This window comes from Paraburkholderia sp. (genome assembly GCF_036488795.1).
GTDB lineage: Bacteria > Pseudomonadota > Gammaproteobacteria > Burkholderiales > Burkholderiaceae > Paraburkholderia.
The window spans coordinates 29,008-44,711 of the sequence record NZ_DASXHA010000047.1 but is presented as its reverse complement, the minus strand read 5'-3'; the positions used below and the strand labels follow the sequence as shown (position 1 = coordinate 44,711).

15 protein-coding genes are annotated in these 15,704 nt (G+C 61.6%); 13 read left to right on the top strand and 2 right to left on the bottom strand.

The annotated features are described in order from the left end of the window. Window positions 1–9 precede the first annotated feature (9 nt). The 6 genes from VGH41_RS05790 to VGH41_RS05765 all read left to right on the top strand — a co-directional run bounded on the left by VGH41_RS05790 (window position 10) and on the right by VGH41_RS05765 (window position 3,018). A complete protein-coding gene (locus tag VGH41_RS05790; RefSeq protein WP_331596389.1) occupies window positions 10–981 on the top strand; it encodes an AraC family transcriptional regulator in 972 nt (323 codons plus the stop codon). A 196-nt stretch (window positions 982–1,177) separates the two neighbouring features. Further along, a complete protein-coding gene (grxC, locus tag VGH41_RS05785) occupies window positions 1,178–1,447 on the top strand; it encodes a glutaredoxin 3 (protein ID WP_331596388.1) in 270 nt (89 codons plus the stop codon). A gap of 343 nt (window positions 1,448–1,790) precedes the next feature. After that, window positions 1,791–2,024 carry a hypothetical protein gene (locus VGH41_RS05780; RefSeq protein WP_331596387.1) on the top strand — a complete coding sequence of 78 codons (234 nt, stop codon included), beginning with the start codon at window positions 1,791–1,793 and terminating at the stop codon, window positions 2,022–2,024. A 96-nt stretch (window positions 2,025–2,120) separates the two neighbouring features. Continuing rightward, window positions 2,121–2,354: a hypothetical protein gene (locus tag VGH41_RS05775; RefSeq protein WP_331596386.1), complete on the top strand. Its 234-nt coding sequence runs from the start codon at window positions 2,121–2,123 to the stop codon at window positions 2,352–2,354. Between the two features lie 96 nt (window positions 2,355–2,450). Beyond that, window positions 2,451–2,684, top strand: coding sequence for a hypothetical protein (locus VGH41_RS05770; protein WP_331596385.1), 234 nt, complete (start codon window positions 2,451–2,453; stop codon window positions 2,682–2,684). A 100-nt stretch (window positions 2,685–2,784) separates the two neighbouring features. Continuing rightward, complete coding sequence (locus VGH41_RS05765) at window positions 2,785–3,018, top strand: hypothetical protein (RefSeq protein ID WP_331596384.1); 234 nt, start codon at window positions 2,785–2,787, stop codon at window positions 3,016–3,018. A gap of 246 nt (window positions 3,019–3,264) precedes the next feature. On the opposite strand, the gene VGH41_RS05760 is transcribed toward VGH41_RS05765, so the two are convergent. Then, on the bottom strand, window positions 3,265–3,468 hold the full coding sequence (locus tag VGH41_RS05760; RefSeq protein ID WP_331596383.1) for a hypothetical protein: 204 nt from the start codon (window positions 3,466–3,468) through the stop codon (window positions 3,265–3,267). A 488-nt stretch (window positions 3,469–3,956) separates the two neighbouring features. On the opposite strand from VGH41_RS05760, the gene VGH41_RS05755 reads away from it, so the two are divergent. After that, on the top strand, window positions 3,957–6,080 hold the full coding sequence (locus VGH41_RS05755) for a serine/threonine protein kinase (RefSeq protein WP_331596382.1): 2,124 nt from the start codon (window positions 3,957–3,959) through the stop codon (window positions 6,078–6,080). Between the two features lie 51 nt (window positions 6,081–6,131). Here VGH41_RS05755 and VGH41_RS05750 read toward each other — a convergent pair whose 3' ends face one another. Next, the gene (locus VGH41_RS05750) at window positions 6,132–8,066 is read right to left on the bottom strand and encodes an SUMF1/EgtB/PvdO family nonheme iron enzyme (RefSeq protein ID WP_331596381.1); all 1,935 of its coding nucleotides are present in this window, start codon (window positions 8,064–8,066) and stop codon (window positions 6,132–6,134) included. A gap of 337 nt (window positions 8,067–8,403) precedes the next feature. Here VGH41_RS05750 and VGH41_RS05745 point away from each other — a divergent pair, with 337 nt between their 5' ends. From VGH41_RS05745 to VGH41_RS05720, 6 genes are all read left to right on the top strand, one after another. Further along, window positions 8,404–8,829 (top strand): DUF4399 domain-containing protein, encoded by a 426-nt coding sequence (locus tag VGH41_RS05745; RefSeq protein ID WP_331596380.1) that lies wholly within the window; start codon window positions 8,404–8,406, stop codon window positions 8,827–8,829. A gap of 74 nt (window positions 8,830–8,903) precedes the next feature. Further along, on the top strand, window positions 8,904–9,329 hold the full coding sequence (locus VGH41_RS05740) for a DUF4399 domain-containing protein (RefSeq protein ID WP_331596379.1): 426 nt from the start codon (window positions 8,904–8,906) through the stop codon (window positions 9,327–9,329). 278 nt (window positions 9,330–9,607) lie between these two features. Then, entirely contained in the window at window positions 9,608–9,874 is a 267-nt protein-coding gene (locus tag VGH41_RS05735) for a hypothetical protein (protein WP_331596378.1), read from the top strand. A 319-nt stretch (window positions 9,875–10,193) separates the two neighbouring features. Continuing rightward, a complete protein-coding gene (locus VGH41_RS05730; protein WP_331596409.1) occupies window positions 10,194–11,594 on the top strand; it encodes an efflux transporter outer membrane subunit in 1,401 nt (466 codons plus the stop codon). A gap of 198 nt (window positions 11,595–11,792) precedes the next feature. After that, window positions 11,793–14,303, top strand: a complete 2,511-nt coding sequence (locus VGH41_RS05725; RefSeq protein WP_331596377.1) for an FHA domain-containing protein — start codon at window positions 11,793–11,795, stop codon at window positions 14,301–14,303. Further along, a complete protein-coding gene (locus VGH41_RS05720; RefSeq protein ID WP_331596376.1) occupies window positions 14,281–15,654 on the top strand; it encodes an HlyD family efflux transporter periplasmic adaptor subunit in 1,374 nt (457 codons plus the stop codon). The genes VGH41_RS05725 and VGH41_RS05720 overlap by 23 nt, the downstream gene beginning before the upstream one ends. Window positions 15,655–15,704 lie beyond the last annotated feature (50 nt).

Genomic DNA, 15,704 nt, shown 5'->3' with positions numbered 1-15,704 from the left:
ACGGCTCAAATGGATCTGCTCAGTCGAGTCCTTGCCCTTATCCCCGTCAGCGGACGTCTGGACGTGCGCTGCCACTTCGGCGCACCGTGGGCGATTGCTCAAGAGAATGCCGCCGTGCGTGAGATTCCCTACCACGTGCTGCTTTCCGGTCAGGCCGTGCTTGAATACGGAAGCGGTGCGCCGGAAAAACTCGTACCGGGCGACATCATCCTGTTTCCCGCCGGTGGCGCGCACCGTATCCACGATGGCAGCGGCGAGTCGGCCTCGCCGATGATCGAACGGCGCAATGTGTCGCTACTCGTGGCGGAAAACGAAGGGACCGGGGCGCAGGCCGACATACTGTGCGGCCGGTTCCTGGTTGGCGCAGTCCCCGACCGTTTGCTGCGCGATCACTTGCCCGGGCGCCTCGTGGTGCGTGGTGCATTCCATCAGCCAGGGCGGGGTGAGATCGACGGCGGCGCATCGCCCGCTGCGTTAGCCGACACCCGGCTTGCGCGGCTGATCGAGCTGATGCGGGAAGAGGCCACGGATGAAGGACCAGGCAGTGCAACGCTGGTCAGCCATCTGTCCGCCGCACTGTTTGCCTTGACGCTGCGCTTTGCGAGTACAGGGCCCGAGGCGCCCCACGGATTGCTGGCGCTCGCCGGCCGGCCGCGCCTGCAACCGGCGGTTTCGGCCATGTTCGAGTCGCCTGCGACGCCGTGGACGCTCGATCAGTTTGCGTCGCTCTGCAATATGTCGCGGGCCACTTTTGTCCGCCAGTTTCAGGAAGCGATTGGCCGCTCCGCGACCGACGTCCTGACGGAGGTGCGTATGACCCTGGCGGGTCGGAAACTCCTTGAGTCGGGTCTTGCCGTAGCGGAGATCGGCGAGATGGTCGGCTACCAGTCCGACGCGGCGTTTCAACGCATCTTCAAGCGTCTCATCGGCGTGACGCCGGCGCGCTACCGGGCCTCGGGCGGCAACGTCGACGCCGCGTAAGCCGGTTCGCTGGCGGCACCTACCGTCGCAATTCCCTTCTTGCCGACCTGCAGGCGGCGTGCACAGGCATGCCGCGTTTGCATCGTCGCTCGCACATTGAGACGAATGAGCATCTTGATGAGCCGCTGCGCCATTCCCGCGAAAAGGGGTGACTTTTATAGTTCGGTCACGCAATTCCCATTGGATGGTGACAATCATGAACACTGTAACGATCTATACCAAGCCCACTTGCCCCTATTGCATGGCTGCAAAAGTCCTGCTGAATGACAAAGGCGTCAAGTTCAACGAGATCAGCATCGAGGGCGACCGTGCCGCGGCGTTGGCGCTTGCTGAGCGAACAGGTCGCCGCACGGTGCCGCAGATCTATATCGGCCTGACCCATGTGGGTGGCTTCGACGATCTGGTGGCGGCTGAGGAATCCGGGCGTCTCGACAGGCTGCTTGGTCAACTGTCACAGAGCGTGTAATAGAAACAGGCGACATGAGCGGGCGAGGCAGGTCCGCTCACACTAGCGTTTATGCGGCTCGGGCGACAGTTCGGGCGGCCAGCATCAATCCAGCGCAGTCCTGTTTGGCCTGAGCAGACACCGGCCGAAAAACTGTTTGCTGCGCTCAGACATCGTTGTTCTCCAGACTTTCTGCCGGCACGTATGAGACGCCGGCGGGAAACTAAAATTCCCTCTAATTTTCAAATACTTAGATCGCTCATTCGACGCGTCGGCAACGCCTGGCACGCCCCGTGCATATGTAGCTGCGAGCGCAACAAAAAGTGCTCCTTCCCAAACAGCCTTTCATGTACGGAGATTTATCATGGCCTCACTGACGATCAAAGACCTTTCGCATACCGAAGAACTTTCTGCAGAAGCACTCTGCGCTGTGCGCGGCGGCAGTAACTACAACGTCGGCAACCTCAACGCGGCGTATGGCGGCGGCTTCGCCAGCCCGTCCATCGTGGTGGCGCCGGTTACGCAGACAGACACGGAAACGAAGGTCGTCATCCCCACCATCCAGAATTTCGGTGGCCTGCAGTTTGCCAAGGCCTGAGCAATCCACGGCATGGAAGAGCTGCGCCTGCTGAGACCTTAAATCCTTCGGCGCGCTCCTCTAGCGAGTAATTCATCTAACTTACGGAGATTTATCATGTCCTCACTGACCATCAAAGACCTTTCGCATACCGAAGAACTTTCCGCAGAAGCGCTCTGCGCTGTGCGCGGCGGCAGCAACTACAACGTGGGTAACGCGAATCTGGCCTACGGCGGCGGCTTCGCCAGCCCGTCCATCGTAGTAGCGCCGGTTACGCAGACCGACACGAACACGAAGGTCGAAATCCCTACCATCCAGAATTTCGGTGGCCTGCAGTTTGCCAAGGCCTGAGCAGTCCGCGGCATGGAAGAGCGGCGCCTGCTGAGACCTTGAATCCTTCGGCGCGCTCTTCGAGCAAGGCATTCATCTAATTTACGGAGATTTATCATGTCCTCAATGATCATCAAAGACATTTCGCATACCGAAGAACTGTCGGAAGAAGAACTCGCTGCTGTACGCGGCGGCAGCAACTACAATGTGGGTAACGCAAATGTTGCCTACGGTGGCGGCTTCGCCAGCCCGTCCATCGTGGTGGCGCCGGTTACGCAGACCGACACGAACACGAAAGTCGAAATCCCCACCATCCAGAATTTCGGTGGCCTGCAGTTCGCCAAGGCCTGAGCAATCCACGGCATGAAAGAGCTGCACCTGCTGAGACCTTGAATCCTTCGGTGCGCTCTTCAAGAAAGCGAGCATTTCATCTAATTTACGGAGCTTTACCATGTCCTCACTGACCATCAAAGACCTTTCGCATACCGAAGAACTTTCCGCAGAAGCGCTCTGTGCTGTGCGCGGCGGCAGCAACTACAACGTCGCCAACCTCAACGCCGGATACGGTGGCGGTTTCGCTAGCCCGGCCATCGTGGTGGCACCGGTCACGCAGACCGACACGAACACGAAGGTCGAACTTCCCACCATTCAGAATTTCGGCGGTCTGCAGTTTGCCAAGGCTTAACAGGGCTGCGGCAACGCAGAGCGGCACCTGCGGGGACGTTCGGTCCCCACTGGTGCCCTCTTCAAGAGAGTTCCACGCCTGGATCTAACCCGCTAGTTCAAGAACCGAACCACGGGACCGGGAAGGGGCGAAGGCATCAACCAACAAAGGGGCTTGCACGTCGTCGGGTCTTGTCCCCGCGACGGGTTTAAGGTCCGCCAGGCTGTTCTTCCCTGGCGGATTTTTTTGGTAGTAGCCAGGCTGGATTCACCGCCGTGCGAGCGCTTCCGCAATCGGTTGCCGCGCGCCAGGAAAACCCGGCGGATAGTCGACCACGCGCACCTGCTTTACCACGGGCTGCGCGACAACGCTAAAGCGAGCGCCGATCCGCGCACCGCCTATGATCGCGGCCATGGCCTGCCTGTCGAGTTCGACGCTGTCCGGTAAATCCTTGATTGAGAGGGTTGCCATGGTTGCTCCAGAAAATGAAGTATCGGCGAGGGCCAGCTTGAACCCGACCGAATGCCGCTGACTTTGCGAGCGGCTCGTGCTATCCCGCGCTTACTGTTCAGTATAGGCAAACCGCTTTCGGTCGCCGCGAGCAGCGCGCGCTGGAAGTCCTGAGCATCGAATCTGCTCGATGCTCACTATGCATAGGTTGTGCCAGTTCGTGGCGCCGGCAGCGGGAAAACGAACAGGGCTTGTCCAGCAAGGAGCATTGAGCGGCGACGCAATTTCTGTTTCGGTGCAACAGGCAAAGCGGGCACTGCAAGTGGTGGTCTGTACCCAACTGTTTGCACCCGATTGTTGGTGCCGATACGACACCGCCGATGCACGAGCGTCACTGGGCAATCGAGAATTGCGCAACACCCGGGCGCGGTCTAGTATCGAATTCGGGCATGTAACTTGTTACGAAAAGGTCCTCTATCAGACCACCGGGAGCTGCTCGCTTTGCACACATGGCTAGCCTTGCGCACGTAATTCGAGAATTCCGGAACGGCGATCTGTCGCACGACGAGTTCTTCGCGTTGCTCGATACCACCTTGACCACGGACAGCGTCAGCTCGGCCCAGTTGCTCGCCATACTGGTAGAGGAACACGCCAGGGCGCCGCTGCCCGCTGATCTGTATGAGGAAGCGCGCCGCAGGATTCAGCGCGTCGCGTCTTCGAACCTCACGGTTGGCGGGGAAGACACCCGTGTGCAGACAATCGCGGAGCAACGCCCGGTGCCGCCCGCAGCACTGGCCGCAGGACCGGCCGGAGTGACGTTGCCTGGAGCCGACCAGGTCAAGGGAACGGGCGACACGCTGAACAACCGCTTTGTACTCGAGGAATGTCTGGGCGTAGGCGGCATGGGTACCGTGTACAAGGCGCTGGACCTGCGCAAGCTGGAGGCGTCGGATCGCAAGCCTTACCTCGCGATCAAGGTTCTCAACGTGCAGTTTCGCGGCAATCCACAGTCGCTGATTGCGTTGCAACGCGAGGCCAAGAAGGCCCAGGTTCTCGCGCACCGAAACATCGTCACGGTGTACGACTTCGATCGCGACGGTCCGGTCGTATACCTGACCATGGAGTATCTGTCCGGTAAGCCGCTCAGCCAGCTACTACGAAGTCCGAACTTTAAAGGCATGCCGTATCGCGAGGCGCTGCCGATTGTCAAAGGCATGTCCAATGCGCTCGCCTATGCGCACGAACATGGTTTCGTGCATTGCGACTTCAAGCCGGGCAATGTTTTCCTGACCGACAAAGGCGAAGTCAAGGTGATCGACTTCGGCATTGCACGTGTTTTCCAGCGTCCCGAAGAAGAAAGCGATGCCACCGTGTTCGATCCGGGTAGCCTCGGCGCGCTGACGCCGGCTTACGCGAGCCCGGAGATGCTGGAACATCGCGAGCCCGACCCACGCGACGATATATACGCACTTGGGTGCATCACGTATGAGCTATTGACGGGACATCACCCGTTCAACCGGCTCTCGGCAACGCAAGCGCGCAGTGCCGACTTCAAGCCGAAACGCCCCGACGATCTGGGCGCGCGGCAGTGGCGCGCGCTACGCGCAGCGCTTTCATTCGACCGTGATACCCGAACGCCGACGGTCACCCGCTTCGTCAATCAGTTCGACACGGCAGCGCGCACCGGCAGCTCCGGAATGCTGGTCAAAGCGGGGTTGGTGCTCGCCGCCGCATGCGTGGCGGCTTTTGGCGTCTACCGGTATCGGGCGTCGTCAGTACCGCCCGACGAGGTTTCGCATACGGCGTCCGCGCCTGTCATTGCTGAGGGATCCCAGGCGGCTTCTTCCGCAGCACTACCTGTCTCTACGCCGACTTCCGCGCCCGTGTCTACAACTGAAACCGTGCCGGTACAAGCCTCCGCTACACCCGCATCCGCTGCGCCGGTCACGCAGCCGCCACTGACGCTTGCCGCCGTCGCGCCGTTGCTCTCTCAGGTGCCTTGTTCCGCGCTGGCTGCCTCGACGCAAGATCATGGTTTGCGCGTGCAAGGCTACGTCTCGCAGCGCTACGATGTCGCGCGGCTTAAGGATCGTCTCAGCGCGCTGCCGGGCGTCAATACGCTAAGCCTGGACGTCACGCCGCTTGCGGACGACAAGTGCGACATCGTCAAGGCGCTCGGACCGTATTGGACCCGCAACTGGCAGACGGGGCACGCTGCCGGGCTACGTGTGGAAGGATCCAGCGGACAGCTAACCGAAGGTGATCCGCTCGTCGTCGACGTGACGACGCCAGGCTACGACTCGTACGTCAATATCGACTATTACGTGCTGGATGGCAGCGTGGTGCACATGGTGCCCAGTCCGCATGTGAAGGACAATCAGGCGCCCCCGCACTATACGGCGAGGGTCGGCGGCGGGGGCGACTGGGTGATTTCCAGACCGTTCGGAACCGAGCTTGTGGTGCTGCTGATTACGCCGACACCCCTGTTCGGCACCTTACGGCCCGAGAGCGAGCCGCGCGCCGATTATTTGCGCGCGCTCGACGCGAGTCTCGTGAAGATGGCAGCCAGATATGGCGAGGACCACATCATCGCCGACCTCGCGCAGATCACGTCGAAACCCGGCAAGCACTGATCATGGGCCGCGGTGTCGCTGCCACACGGTTACGGCCACGCGCGAGCTTCGTCATTTCAGGTCTTTGGCCACGCGCATGCCGTCCTGCGACTGCCGTACGCTGCCGCTGTACTTGAAGCGCGTCGAGGTGAGCATATAGTCCGCGCCTTCGCGCCATGAACCGCCGCGGATCACGCGCATGTCGCAATTCGGTTCGTCCCACGCACGACCGTCGGCCGGCGCGCCTTTGTACGAGCTGTGCCAGCAATCGCTCACCCATTCCCACACGCTGCCGTTCATGTCGTAAAGCCCGTAGGGATTCGCCGCGAACGAGCCGACGTTCTCAGGGCCATCCTGATGCCAGGGTTCGCCGCAGCCCTTGCAATTGGCGTTGCCTTTGCGCATCTGATCACCCCACCAGTATTGCGTGGTGGTGCCGGCCCGATCCGCATATTCCCACTCCGCCTCGGTAGGCAGACGGTACGCCTTGCCGGTGAGCTTGCTGAGCCATTTGACGTACGACTGGGCGTCGTCCCAACTGATATCGCGGGCCGGCGCGCTTTTGCCCGAGTTGTTCTCGCTCGACAAATGCGGACAGGCGTTGGCGGCCACACAGGCATTCCATTGCTCGATGGTGACTTCGTATTTTCCGATTGCGAAGGGCGTGTTGATCGAGACGCGATGCGGTGGACGTTCCGACGGATCGTCGGTACTGCTGCCCATGGTGAACGAGCCGGCGGGTATTGTGATCATCACCGGGCAGCCTGCACAGTCCTTATTCTCGGCCGCTGTGGAGGTGTGCGCGACGGTTTTTTCCGCTGCAGCAGGGGCTGAAGCGACGGGCGCGGGTGCGGCGGCAGGGGTGGGAGCAGGCGTAGGGGCAGGCCGGGACGGTGCAGCGGATGCGGCTGCCGGCGGTCGCTGCGCAGGCGTCGATCTGGCCGGCGCTGCATGCGTGGGCGCGGCGCTCGCCTCGCCTTTGGGCGCAGCGGCCTGCAAGCGTTCGATGCGGGCGCGCGCGAGCGTCGCGAAGCGGCCATTCGGATACGCCTTCAGATAGGCCTCATAGTCGCTCGCATAGTTACTGTCCTTGATCGAATCCCAGAACGTCAGCTCGTATTGTTCGTTGCTGTCCTTTGGCATGATGCCGCGGCTGTGCATCGACAGTATCTCGTTGCTGTCGGGGCCGCTCAACGCGAGACGCGCGACATCGGCGGACGAAAGCGCGGCGAAGCTGAACCCGCCTGCGAGCGACGATTCGACCCACGGCTGTTGTTCACCGCGCGTGTCGCGGCTGACCATGTGGGCGACGCGCCGGAAGATCGCGCTGATGTCACGCTCATGCGCGCTCGCGAGCGTATCCAGCAGCGCCCGCGTGAAAATCCCATGACCGACACTGTCCGCTGCAAATTCCCCCGGCCTCGTTGCGTACGCAATGAAGGTCTGAGCGGGCAGCGCGAATCTCGCGGTATCGGCGACCTCGCCTGGATTGCTCAGACAGGTGTCGAGAATCATCAGATTCAGCCCGTGCGGGCGCGCTGCGGGCATGGCGTCCAGCACGGTGGCAAGATCGATGCCGCTGGCGACGCTTGGCGCGGGAGCGCGCGTGTCCACTGCTGCAGGTACGAGGAGGGTCCGCTCGCCCAACCGCAAGCCGTGGCCCGCAAAATAGAACAGGCCGATGCCGCCGTCACGCAGCCGTTGGCGAAAATCGGCGATTGCCTGGCGCATTTGCAACGGGTTTGCGTCGGTCCGTACGATGACATCGAAGCCCATCGCGGTTAAAGCGGCGCTCATGCCTTGCGCGTCGTTGAGTGGGTTGCCCCTGGTGCTTCGGCCGTCGAGGCTATTACCAATGACGAGCGCGACGCGCCGCTCCTGCATGTGGTTCGCGAGTGGTGCTGACGGGATGGGAACAGCGAGCGGCTCTTGAACTGCCGCGTGGGCGTCGATCCGCAGCGCAACGATCGCCCCGGCGATGCACATGAGCAGGAATTTTCGCCACATATTCAAACCTGAGTGTTCGGAATCGAGAGGCTGTTGCGCCGGCTTATGTCCCGGCGTCGACGTTGCGGTGCGCTATCAGATGAACTCTCGTGCGCGCGCACTCACTGCATCGGGACTGCAATTGTGTAAACAACGATAGCACGCTGCGCACGCGTCACAACGTTAACGAGCCAGGCGTATCTTTTTGACAAGTTACGTCCTAAGCTAAAAGACGAATGACGGGCCAAGGCTTTACATCAATTGCTTGAGTTCGTGCGCCGATGCCGGCAGCAGATGCGCATCAATGTCTGTTGTGCAGCAGCAGCGCCGCGGACCATTGCTCGGGAGGCTTCGCGAAATGCTAAGAGCGATCGTACTGGGCGCCGTGACCGCGACGCTGCTCGCGGCGGCGCCGACATTCGCAGCGCAGACACCGTCTCCACCCAACGCGGAGGAGTACATCATCTGGCCGCCCGACGGCGCGGTGATTCATGGCGGCAAGCTGTGGGTACGCATGGGACTGCGCAACATGGGTGTGTGTCCGAAGGGCTTCAACATTCCAAACACCGGGCATCACCATCTGCTGATCGATACCGATCTTCCACCGCTGGATCAGGGAATACCCTCTGACCGCAATCACCTGCATTTCGGCGCCGGCGAGACGGATGCGCGCATCGAGTTGCCACCGGGCAAGCACACGCTGCAGCTTCTGCTAGGGGACTATAACCACGTGCCTCACGTGCCGCCGGTCTATTCGAAGAAGATCACCATTTACGTGAAATGAGACCGCTGTTGCGGCGCGCACTGCCTGCTGGCGCGCGTCGCCGCACCGATCCAACAGCACGGAGAGCAGTAGCCATGAACAAGATCATCGTGAGCGCGGCGCTTGCAGTTCTACTTGCTTCAGGTTCCGCTTTTGCGCAGCGTACGCCGTCGCCGCCCAATGCGCTGGCGTATATTGGCTATCCGAATGATGGCCAGGTGGTCCCTGCCGGCAAGCCGTTTCGCGTATGGTTCGGACTTCGCAACATGGGCGTGGCGCCGAAGGGCGTCAAGTTTCCCAATACTGGCCACCATCATCTGCTGATCGACACCGACCTGCCGCCGATGGATCAGGGCATTCCAAACGACCGCCAGCATCTGCATTTCGGCGCAGGCGAAACCGAGACGACGCTCGAGTTGCCACCGGGAAAACATACGCTACAGTTGCTGATGGGTGACGACATGCACGTGCCACACGATCCACCGGTTTACTCGAAGAAGATCACGGTCATTGCGAAGTGACATAACGATGGTGAGGCCGTGCGCGCTGCCATGTCGGTGCCGGGCAAACAGATCGCGCGCAGACTGTTGGCGGCGACCCATCAGCGAATTCTGCCGCGGCACCTGCGAGCCCAGGCAAACGCTATAGCGCACCCGAGGTATCGGCGCTGTATCAAGGCGTTACGCACCGTCTTCGATTCGCGCGCTCCATATGGCATGGCCTATGCATTAGTGAGGTTCGAGCAGACAAGATGCTCGATCAGCCGCCAGGCTATTCCGCTTCCCTTTGGAGAACCGCCATGAACACCCTGACCATCAAAGACCTGGTCGTCACCGAAGAACTCGACAGGCGCGCCATGAGCGCCGTGCGTGGCGGGGAGCTGCCGTACTTCCCTGGGTCGAACATGTTCTTGTTCGACAACAGCAAGCCCGTCAACGCGACACAACTGATCAACCAGTACCTGGGCATCTCCAGCGTCAACGGCAACAACGTGGCGTTCGCCAACGACATCCATACGAACATCGCGCCGCATCAAAGCGCGGCCAACAACATCAATATGTTCTAGACGGCGCGGGAGGTCCGCATGGGCGTGATCCGCCTGCGGGCCGCGCTCAAAAACAGTTCGCAGCGAATCGTCCTGTCCTTACAGCCCGCCGCATCACTACCCCGACTTCGCGCCGCATGCCTGCCGCCAGGCTCCGTCCTGGCGCGGCGCAGGCGGTGCTTCGCCTGAATGGCGTTTTGCCCGGGTGCGCTGCAGCCGGCTTTCATCGGAGAAAATCGTGTCGACCTTGTGGAGTCTGTCCCGTCAACGCCATTCGTACGCTTTAACGTCGACCTGGCGCCTGACGGACGCAAGCGCGCGCACCTGCCGTCTTGCTGCCGTGACGCGCGCATTCGCAACGGCGACACTCTGCGCGCTGCTGGTGTGCGGATGCGTCGACGTCAGCATGCCCGCCTACCAGCGCCCTGACACGCCCGCCAAGGATTCGTGGTCGCGTCAAGGTCCGGCGGTGTCGGCTGCCGCGACGATCGAACCCGACTGGTGGAAGGGCTTTCAGGATCCGTATCTGGACCGCCTGATCACGACCGCAATTGCCGGAAATTTCGACATCAAGGTGCTGGCCGCACGAATCCAGGTGGCGGGCACGCAGATCGACGAAGCGAAGGCGGCCGCATTGCCCACCGCCGACGCTGGCGCCGGCGCCAACTTCCAGAAGACCACCGGCGTCGGGTTTTCGCAGCAGTACAACCTGGGTGCCCAGGTCAATTGGGACATCGATATCTGGGGCAAGGTGGAGAAGGGCGTGCAGGCGCAAAAGGCCGAGTTCCACGCCACCGAGGCAGACTGGCGCGCCGGATACCTGGAACTGGTGTCCAACGTATCGAGCACCTATTTTCAGATCCTTCAATTCGACGATCAGATCAGCCAGCAGGAAAAGACGCTGGTGACCAACAAACAGATTCTCGCCATCTACGAAGGCCAAAGCCGCAGCGGCCTGATACCGCAAACGCAGGTGTTGCGCCAGCAAGCGGAGATCAATCGCCTGACGAACGAACTGCTGGAACTGCACCGCTCGCGCGATCTTGCCAACAACGCGCTCTCTACGCTGGTCGGTGTGCCGGCGGGCGAGTTTCAACTGCCGCCCGGACATCTGCAGGAGCGCGTGCAATTGCCACCGGTACCGGCCGGCCTGCCCTCGCAACTACTGGCGCGGCGCCCCGATATCGTCGCGGCGGAATTTCGGGTGCTGGAAGCCTACGACCTCGTGGGTCAGGCGAAACTCGCACAGTTGCCGACCGTCAGTCTCACGGGCCATGGCGGCACCGCCAGTTTTGCGCTCAACACGCTGTTGAAATCGTTCACGTTCGGGCTCATGCCGAGCATCGACTTCCCGCTTTTCGATCCCGGCGTCCGCGCGCATGTGCGGACAACCAAGGCGCAGAGCGAGGTGGCCGAGCAGGAGTACCGGCGCACCGTGATGGGCGCGTTCGAAGAAGTGGAAAACGCACTCGTCAATCTCAATTCGCACAAACAGCAGCGAGTCGAGTTGCAGCAGGAAGTCGAGCGTCTGCGCATCGTGGCGGCTCAGATCGAGGCACAGCTCAGGGAAGGGGTGGTGTCGCAGCTCGAAGTGTTCGAGACCGAGCGAACCTTGCTCGAAGCACAACTCACGCTGCTGGCCAATCATCAGCTGATTCTGTCCGATACTGTGCGGCTTTATAAGGCGCTCGGCGGCGGCTGGACTGCGGTTGACGTGCAGGCGGAAGTAACGGAGCACTGATGTGAAATGCCCTGCGGAAAACGTGACGGTCCCCTCTGATAAAAACGTGTGCAATTGACTACCGCGATGTGTGACTTACAATTCTTGTGTCTCCGCGGTTCAGGCGGCTCGCTGTGCCAGGCGGTATCCGCTGCACCGTCCCCCCGCATTCCTCTGACGCTTGAGCGTCAGCAGACAAATATTTCGTGATGCAGATCAATGACCCCCGGTGAAGCTCCGATCGCAGAGAGACAGGCAACCCAGGAGCGGGAGTTCGATATCGTGCTCTCGCCGGTTTCGCATCCTGAACTCGGTGTGATCCGCATTAGCGACAGCCTGTTTGCGATCGGGCGCAGCGAAGCGCCTTTCGAGAGTTATCCTGGCGAGCGGCTCACGCGGCTGTCGCGCCGGCATGCCCGGATATTCGTCGAACACGACGCGGTGTATGTCGCCGACCTGGATAGCAAGAACGGTACGACGCTAAACGGTGCAAGCGTGCGCCATACGCCGAGCCGTATGCGTGCTGGCGACGAACTGTGCTTCGGCGGCGAACTGACTTACCGCGTGGGTTTGCAGCCTCGCTCGCGCTCCACAACGGCGGACCGGGCGGCGCTGGTGGTCGGCCTGATCTTGCTGCCCGAGCGCGACGACCTGGGACTTCAGCAGATCGAGGTGCACAGCTTCCCGTTCCTGATCAGCAAGGCCGACGAGCTCTTTGCGCGCTACAAGGAGCTTTACCCGCATCAGGTCAACTACATTTCGCGGCGTCACGCGCATGTATTCCTGAAGGGCGACGAGTTGTGGGTCGAAGACCTCGGCAGTACGAATGGCACCTTCGTCGATGGCAAGCGGCTCGCGGAGTCCGCAGTCGCGCTGCACGACGGCGACCGGCTTGCATTCGGCGGAGACCATTTCGTCTACAAGGTGCAACTGCGCAAAGCACTCGAAGTCGAGCCCACAGTGACCCAGTTATTTTCCGCCAATGCTCCTCCCGATCTGGCCGATCCAGACAAGACGACGTTTGTCGGCGCCGCGAATTCGTTCCTCGATATTTTCTGCGTCGACCAGGCGCTCAAGCGCGAGGACGAAGTCAACGAAGCCTTGCCGTCCAGCGCGGACGACGCGAAAGACGCGAAAGACGAGGCCAGTCGTCGGCATGGGCAAGCCCGGTGGCGCATATTCGCAGCCGAATTGCTGGGCGCTTTTGCCGGTGCCGAGGGGCCCGCCATGCGGCGCAAGCTGTGCTGGGGACTTGCGGTACTCGCAGTGTTGTTGATGGCCGGCTCGGCACTCTATATGCGGGGCGCGTCGCAGCGCGAGCTGAAAACGCTGCTCGCCACCGGCCAATATGAACGTGCGATCGGTATGGCGAATCAGTACCTCGAACGGCATCCGGCCGACACCGAAATGGAGGCCCTCGCGAGCGAAGTGTTGTTGAAGGCGAGGGTCCCCGGATGGTTGGCTGCCTTGCAGCAGCACGACTTCGATCGGGCCGCCGCACTGATCGCGCAGATGCAGAGCCTGAGCAAGTCCAATGCCGACGCTGCGGTACTCGTCGGTGAACTGGCGTGGGTGGGTGAGCTCGAACGTTTCCTTGGCAGCCGGGGCGGCGCGGATGCACCGATCCGCCTCTACGCCGACGAGGACCAGATGAGCGGGCTGCTCGCTCGCTGGAACGACGACCCGCAGGGCCATCAACGCTTGCTCGACCGGATTTCGTCATACGTGCCGGCATTTGCGGAACCGTATGCGCGCGCCATGAGCGATTTGCGCAAGCTGCAGAGCGACGTGTCGGTCTATTTGCCGGCAATCGGCCGTCTGAATGCGACGATCGATACGCAACTGAGCCGGGGTAATCCCGATGCGTTGCAGGCTGTGTTCAACGACACCGCTGAAAAATATCCGCGGCTCGCGGGTCTCGATCGGCTTCGCGGCGATTTGCAGAAGTACACCGCCGTGCTGAATGAAATGCGCGCGAGACGACTCGGTGCGTTGCTCACGCTGATGAAGGGACTGCAGTTTTCCACTCCGCCTTTCCAGGCCCAATACGGACGTTTAGCGGCCAACGGCTTGCCCTCCACAGAGCTTGTCCGGCAGTACGATGCGGTCGCGGCGGCGTGGCAACGCGGCGATGGGCAGCAGGCGCTTGCCGGCTTGCAGTCGATGCCGGCCTCGCCGTGGTCCGACGCGCTGGTAACGGAACAGGAGCACAAGAAGGCTGTATTCGACCAGTTCGGCGCGCTGCAGAAAGCGCGCGGCAGCAAGGACTACGACGCGCAACTGTTGAGCTTCTATGGCGGACTGGACCCCGTCGAAGACGCATGGTTCGTGCACGCCATCCAGGGCGACGTGGCAGCGATGCGCGACAAGGCACTGGCGCGCGCGCAGGATTGGCTGACCCATGCGCAGGCACTCTGGCGTGAATACCGCAGCAACGGTGCGATCGGCGGCACCCAGCGGCTCGAATCGGGTATATCGGAGCAATTCCGCAGCCAGGCACGGCGCCTGTCCGAGGCGCAGTCGAACGCGCAACAGGGTATGCGAATCTTCGCCCAGTTGAAGGCCAACCATCCGGCCGACTGGGATCATCTGCGCGACGACATCGACGCGGAAGTGCAATTACAGCGGCGTTCGCTGCAAGAGTTGCGTATGGTGCTGGAGCCGGGTTTGTTGCAGGCGAAACTCGCATTGATCGGAGGCGCACAAGGTGAAGCGAGACAATCACCTTAGACCCTTGTCCGAGGCGCTCGAAGATCACAGCGCCGAGGGCATTGCGATTCTGACGGCCGAACCCGTCAGGTTGGCGCGTGTGCTGGTGCTGACCATGGTTGCGCTGGTGGTCGCGGGACTTCTGTGGTCGTTCGTCGGCCGCGCCGATGTGATCGTGAGCGCGCAGGGTGCGCTCGCACCGGAATCGGAGGTGCGGCGTTTTTATGCGCCGATCGACGGCGAACTGGCCGATCTCTACGTCGCGGAAGGGCAGCCGGTGTCGAAGGGCGATGTGCTCGCGCGGCTCAACGCAAGGGGCGCAATCGAGGCGGCGAGTAACGCGCTTCAGTCGCAGCTGAAACTCGAAGATGCCGAGCGCGAATGGAAGGAATTCCCGGACAAGAAGCTGTTGATGCAGCGCCGGGCCGACGCGCTGAAGGAGCAGATGGAGGTCGAGGCGCGCCAGCACGAGAACCGCATTTCAGAGGGGACCACGAAGCTCGCGGAAGGACAGAAGGCGCAGCTCGAAGAAGCGCGCAGCGTGCTGGATAACGCACGTCGTGCGCGCGACGACGCCCGCGCGGAGCAGGACAAATATGCGCGCCTCTTTGCGGAGCCGGGCGGCGGCGGAGTGGCGCAGCTACAGGTCGAAGCGAAGAAGAGCGCTTATCTGGAGGCGGAAAATGCCTACCGGGTCGCGCAATCGAAGCTGGCAGAGCTGGATTTCCAGCTCAGTCACGAGTATGCACAAGCAAACGCGCAACTCGAAACAAGCGGCCAGCAAGCGACCAATCTGCAGATTCAATACGACTCGGCGATCCGCGACATCAGCACGACCGAGGACAAGTTGAGGCTGCAATTGCAGACCGCGCGCCTCGTCGCCGATGCAGCTGCGCGGATTCGCTTCGAGAACATCGACAAGGACAATTTTCTGCTGATCCTTGCGCCGGTTTCCGGCGTCGTCACAGATGTGACTTCCACGCAAACCGGCGACAAGATTCAGGCCAACACGCCGCTCGGAGCGATCGCACCGAAGGACGCCCGGCCCATCCTGAAGATTGAGATTGCCGAGCGCGATCGCGCATTTTTGCGCGAGGGTCTGCCGGTCAAGCTGAAGTTCAACGCGTTTCCCTATCAACGGTATGGGCTCATCGACGGCACGCTCGAATACATTTCACCCGCTACCAAACCGTCTGCACAGGACAAGCAGCCGGTCTACGAGGGGCGCGTCGCACTGAAACAGAATTATTACCAGGTGGCGGAGACCCGCTATCCGTTGCGCTACGGCATGACCGCGAGCGCGGAGATCGTGGTGCGCAAGCGGCGCCTGATCGATCTCGGACTGGACCCATTCAGGGAACTGGCCGGGTAATGCGCGAGCCGGTAGTCGCGCGTGCGGACAAACACTTACTTAAGGAGCGG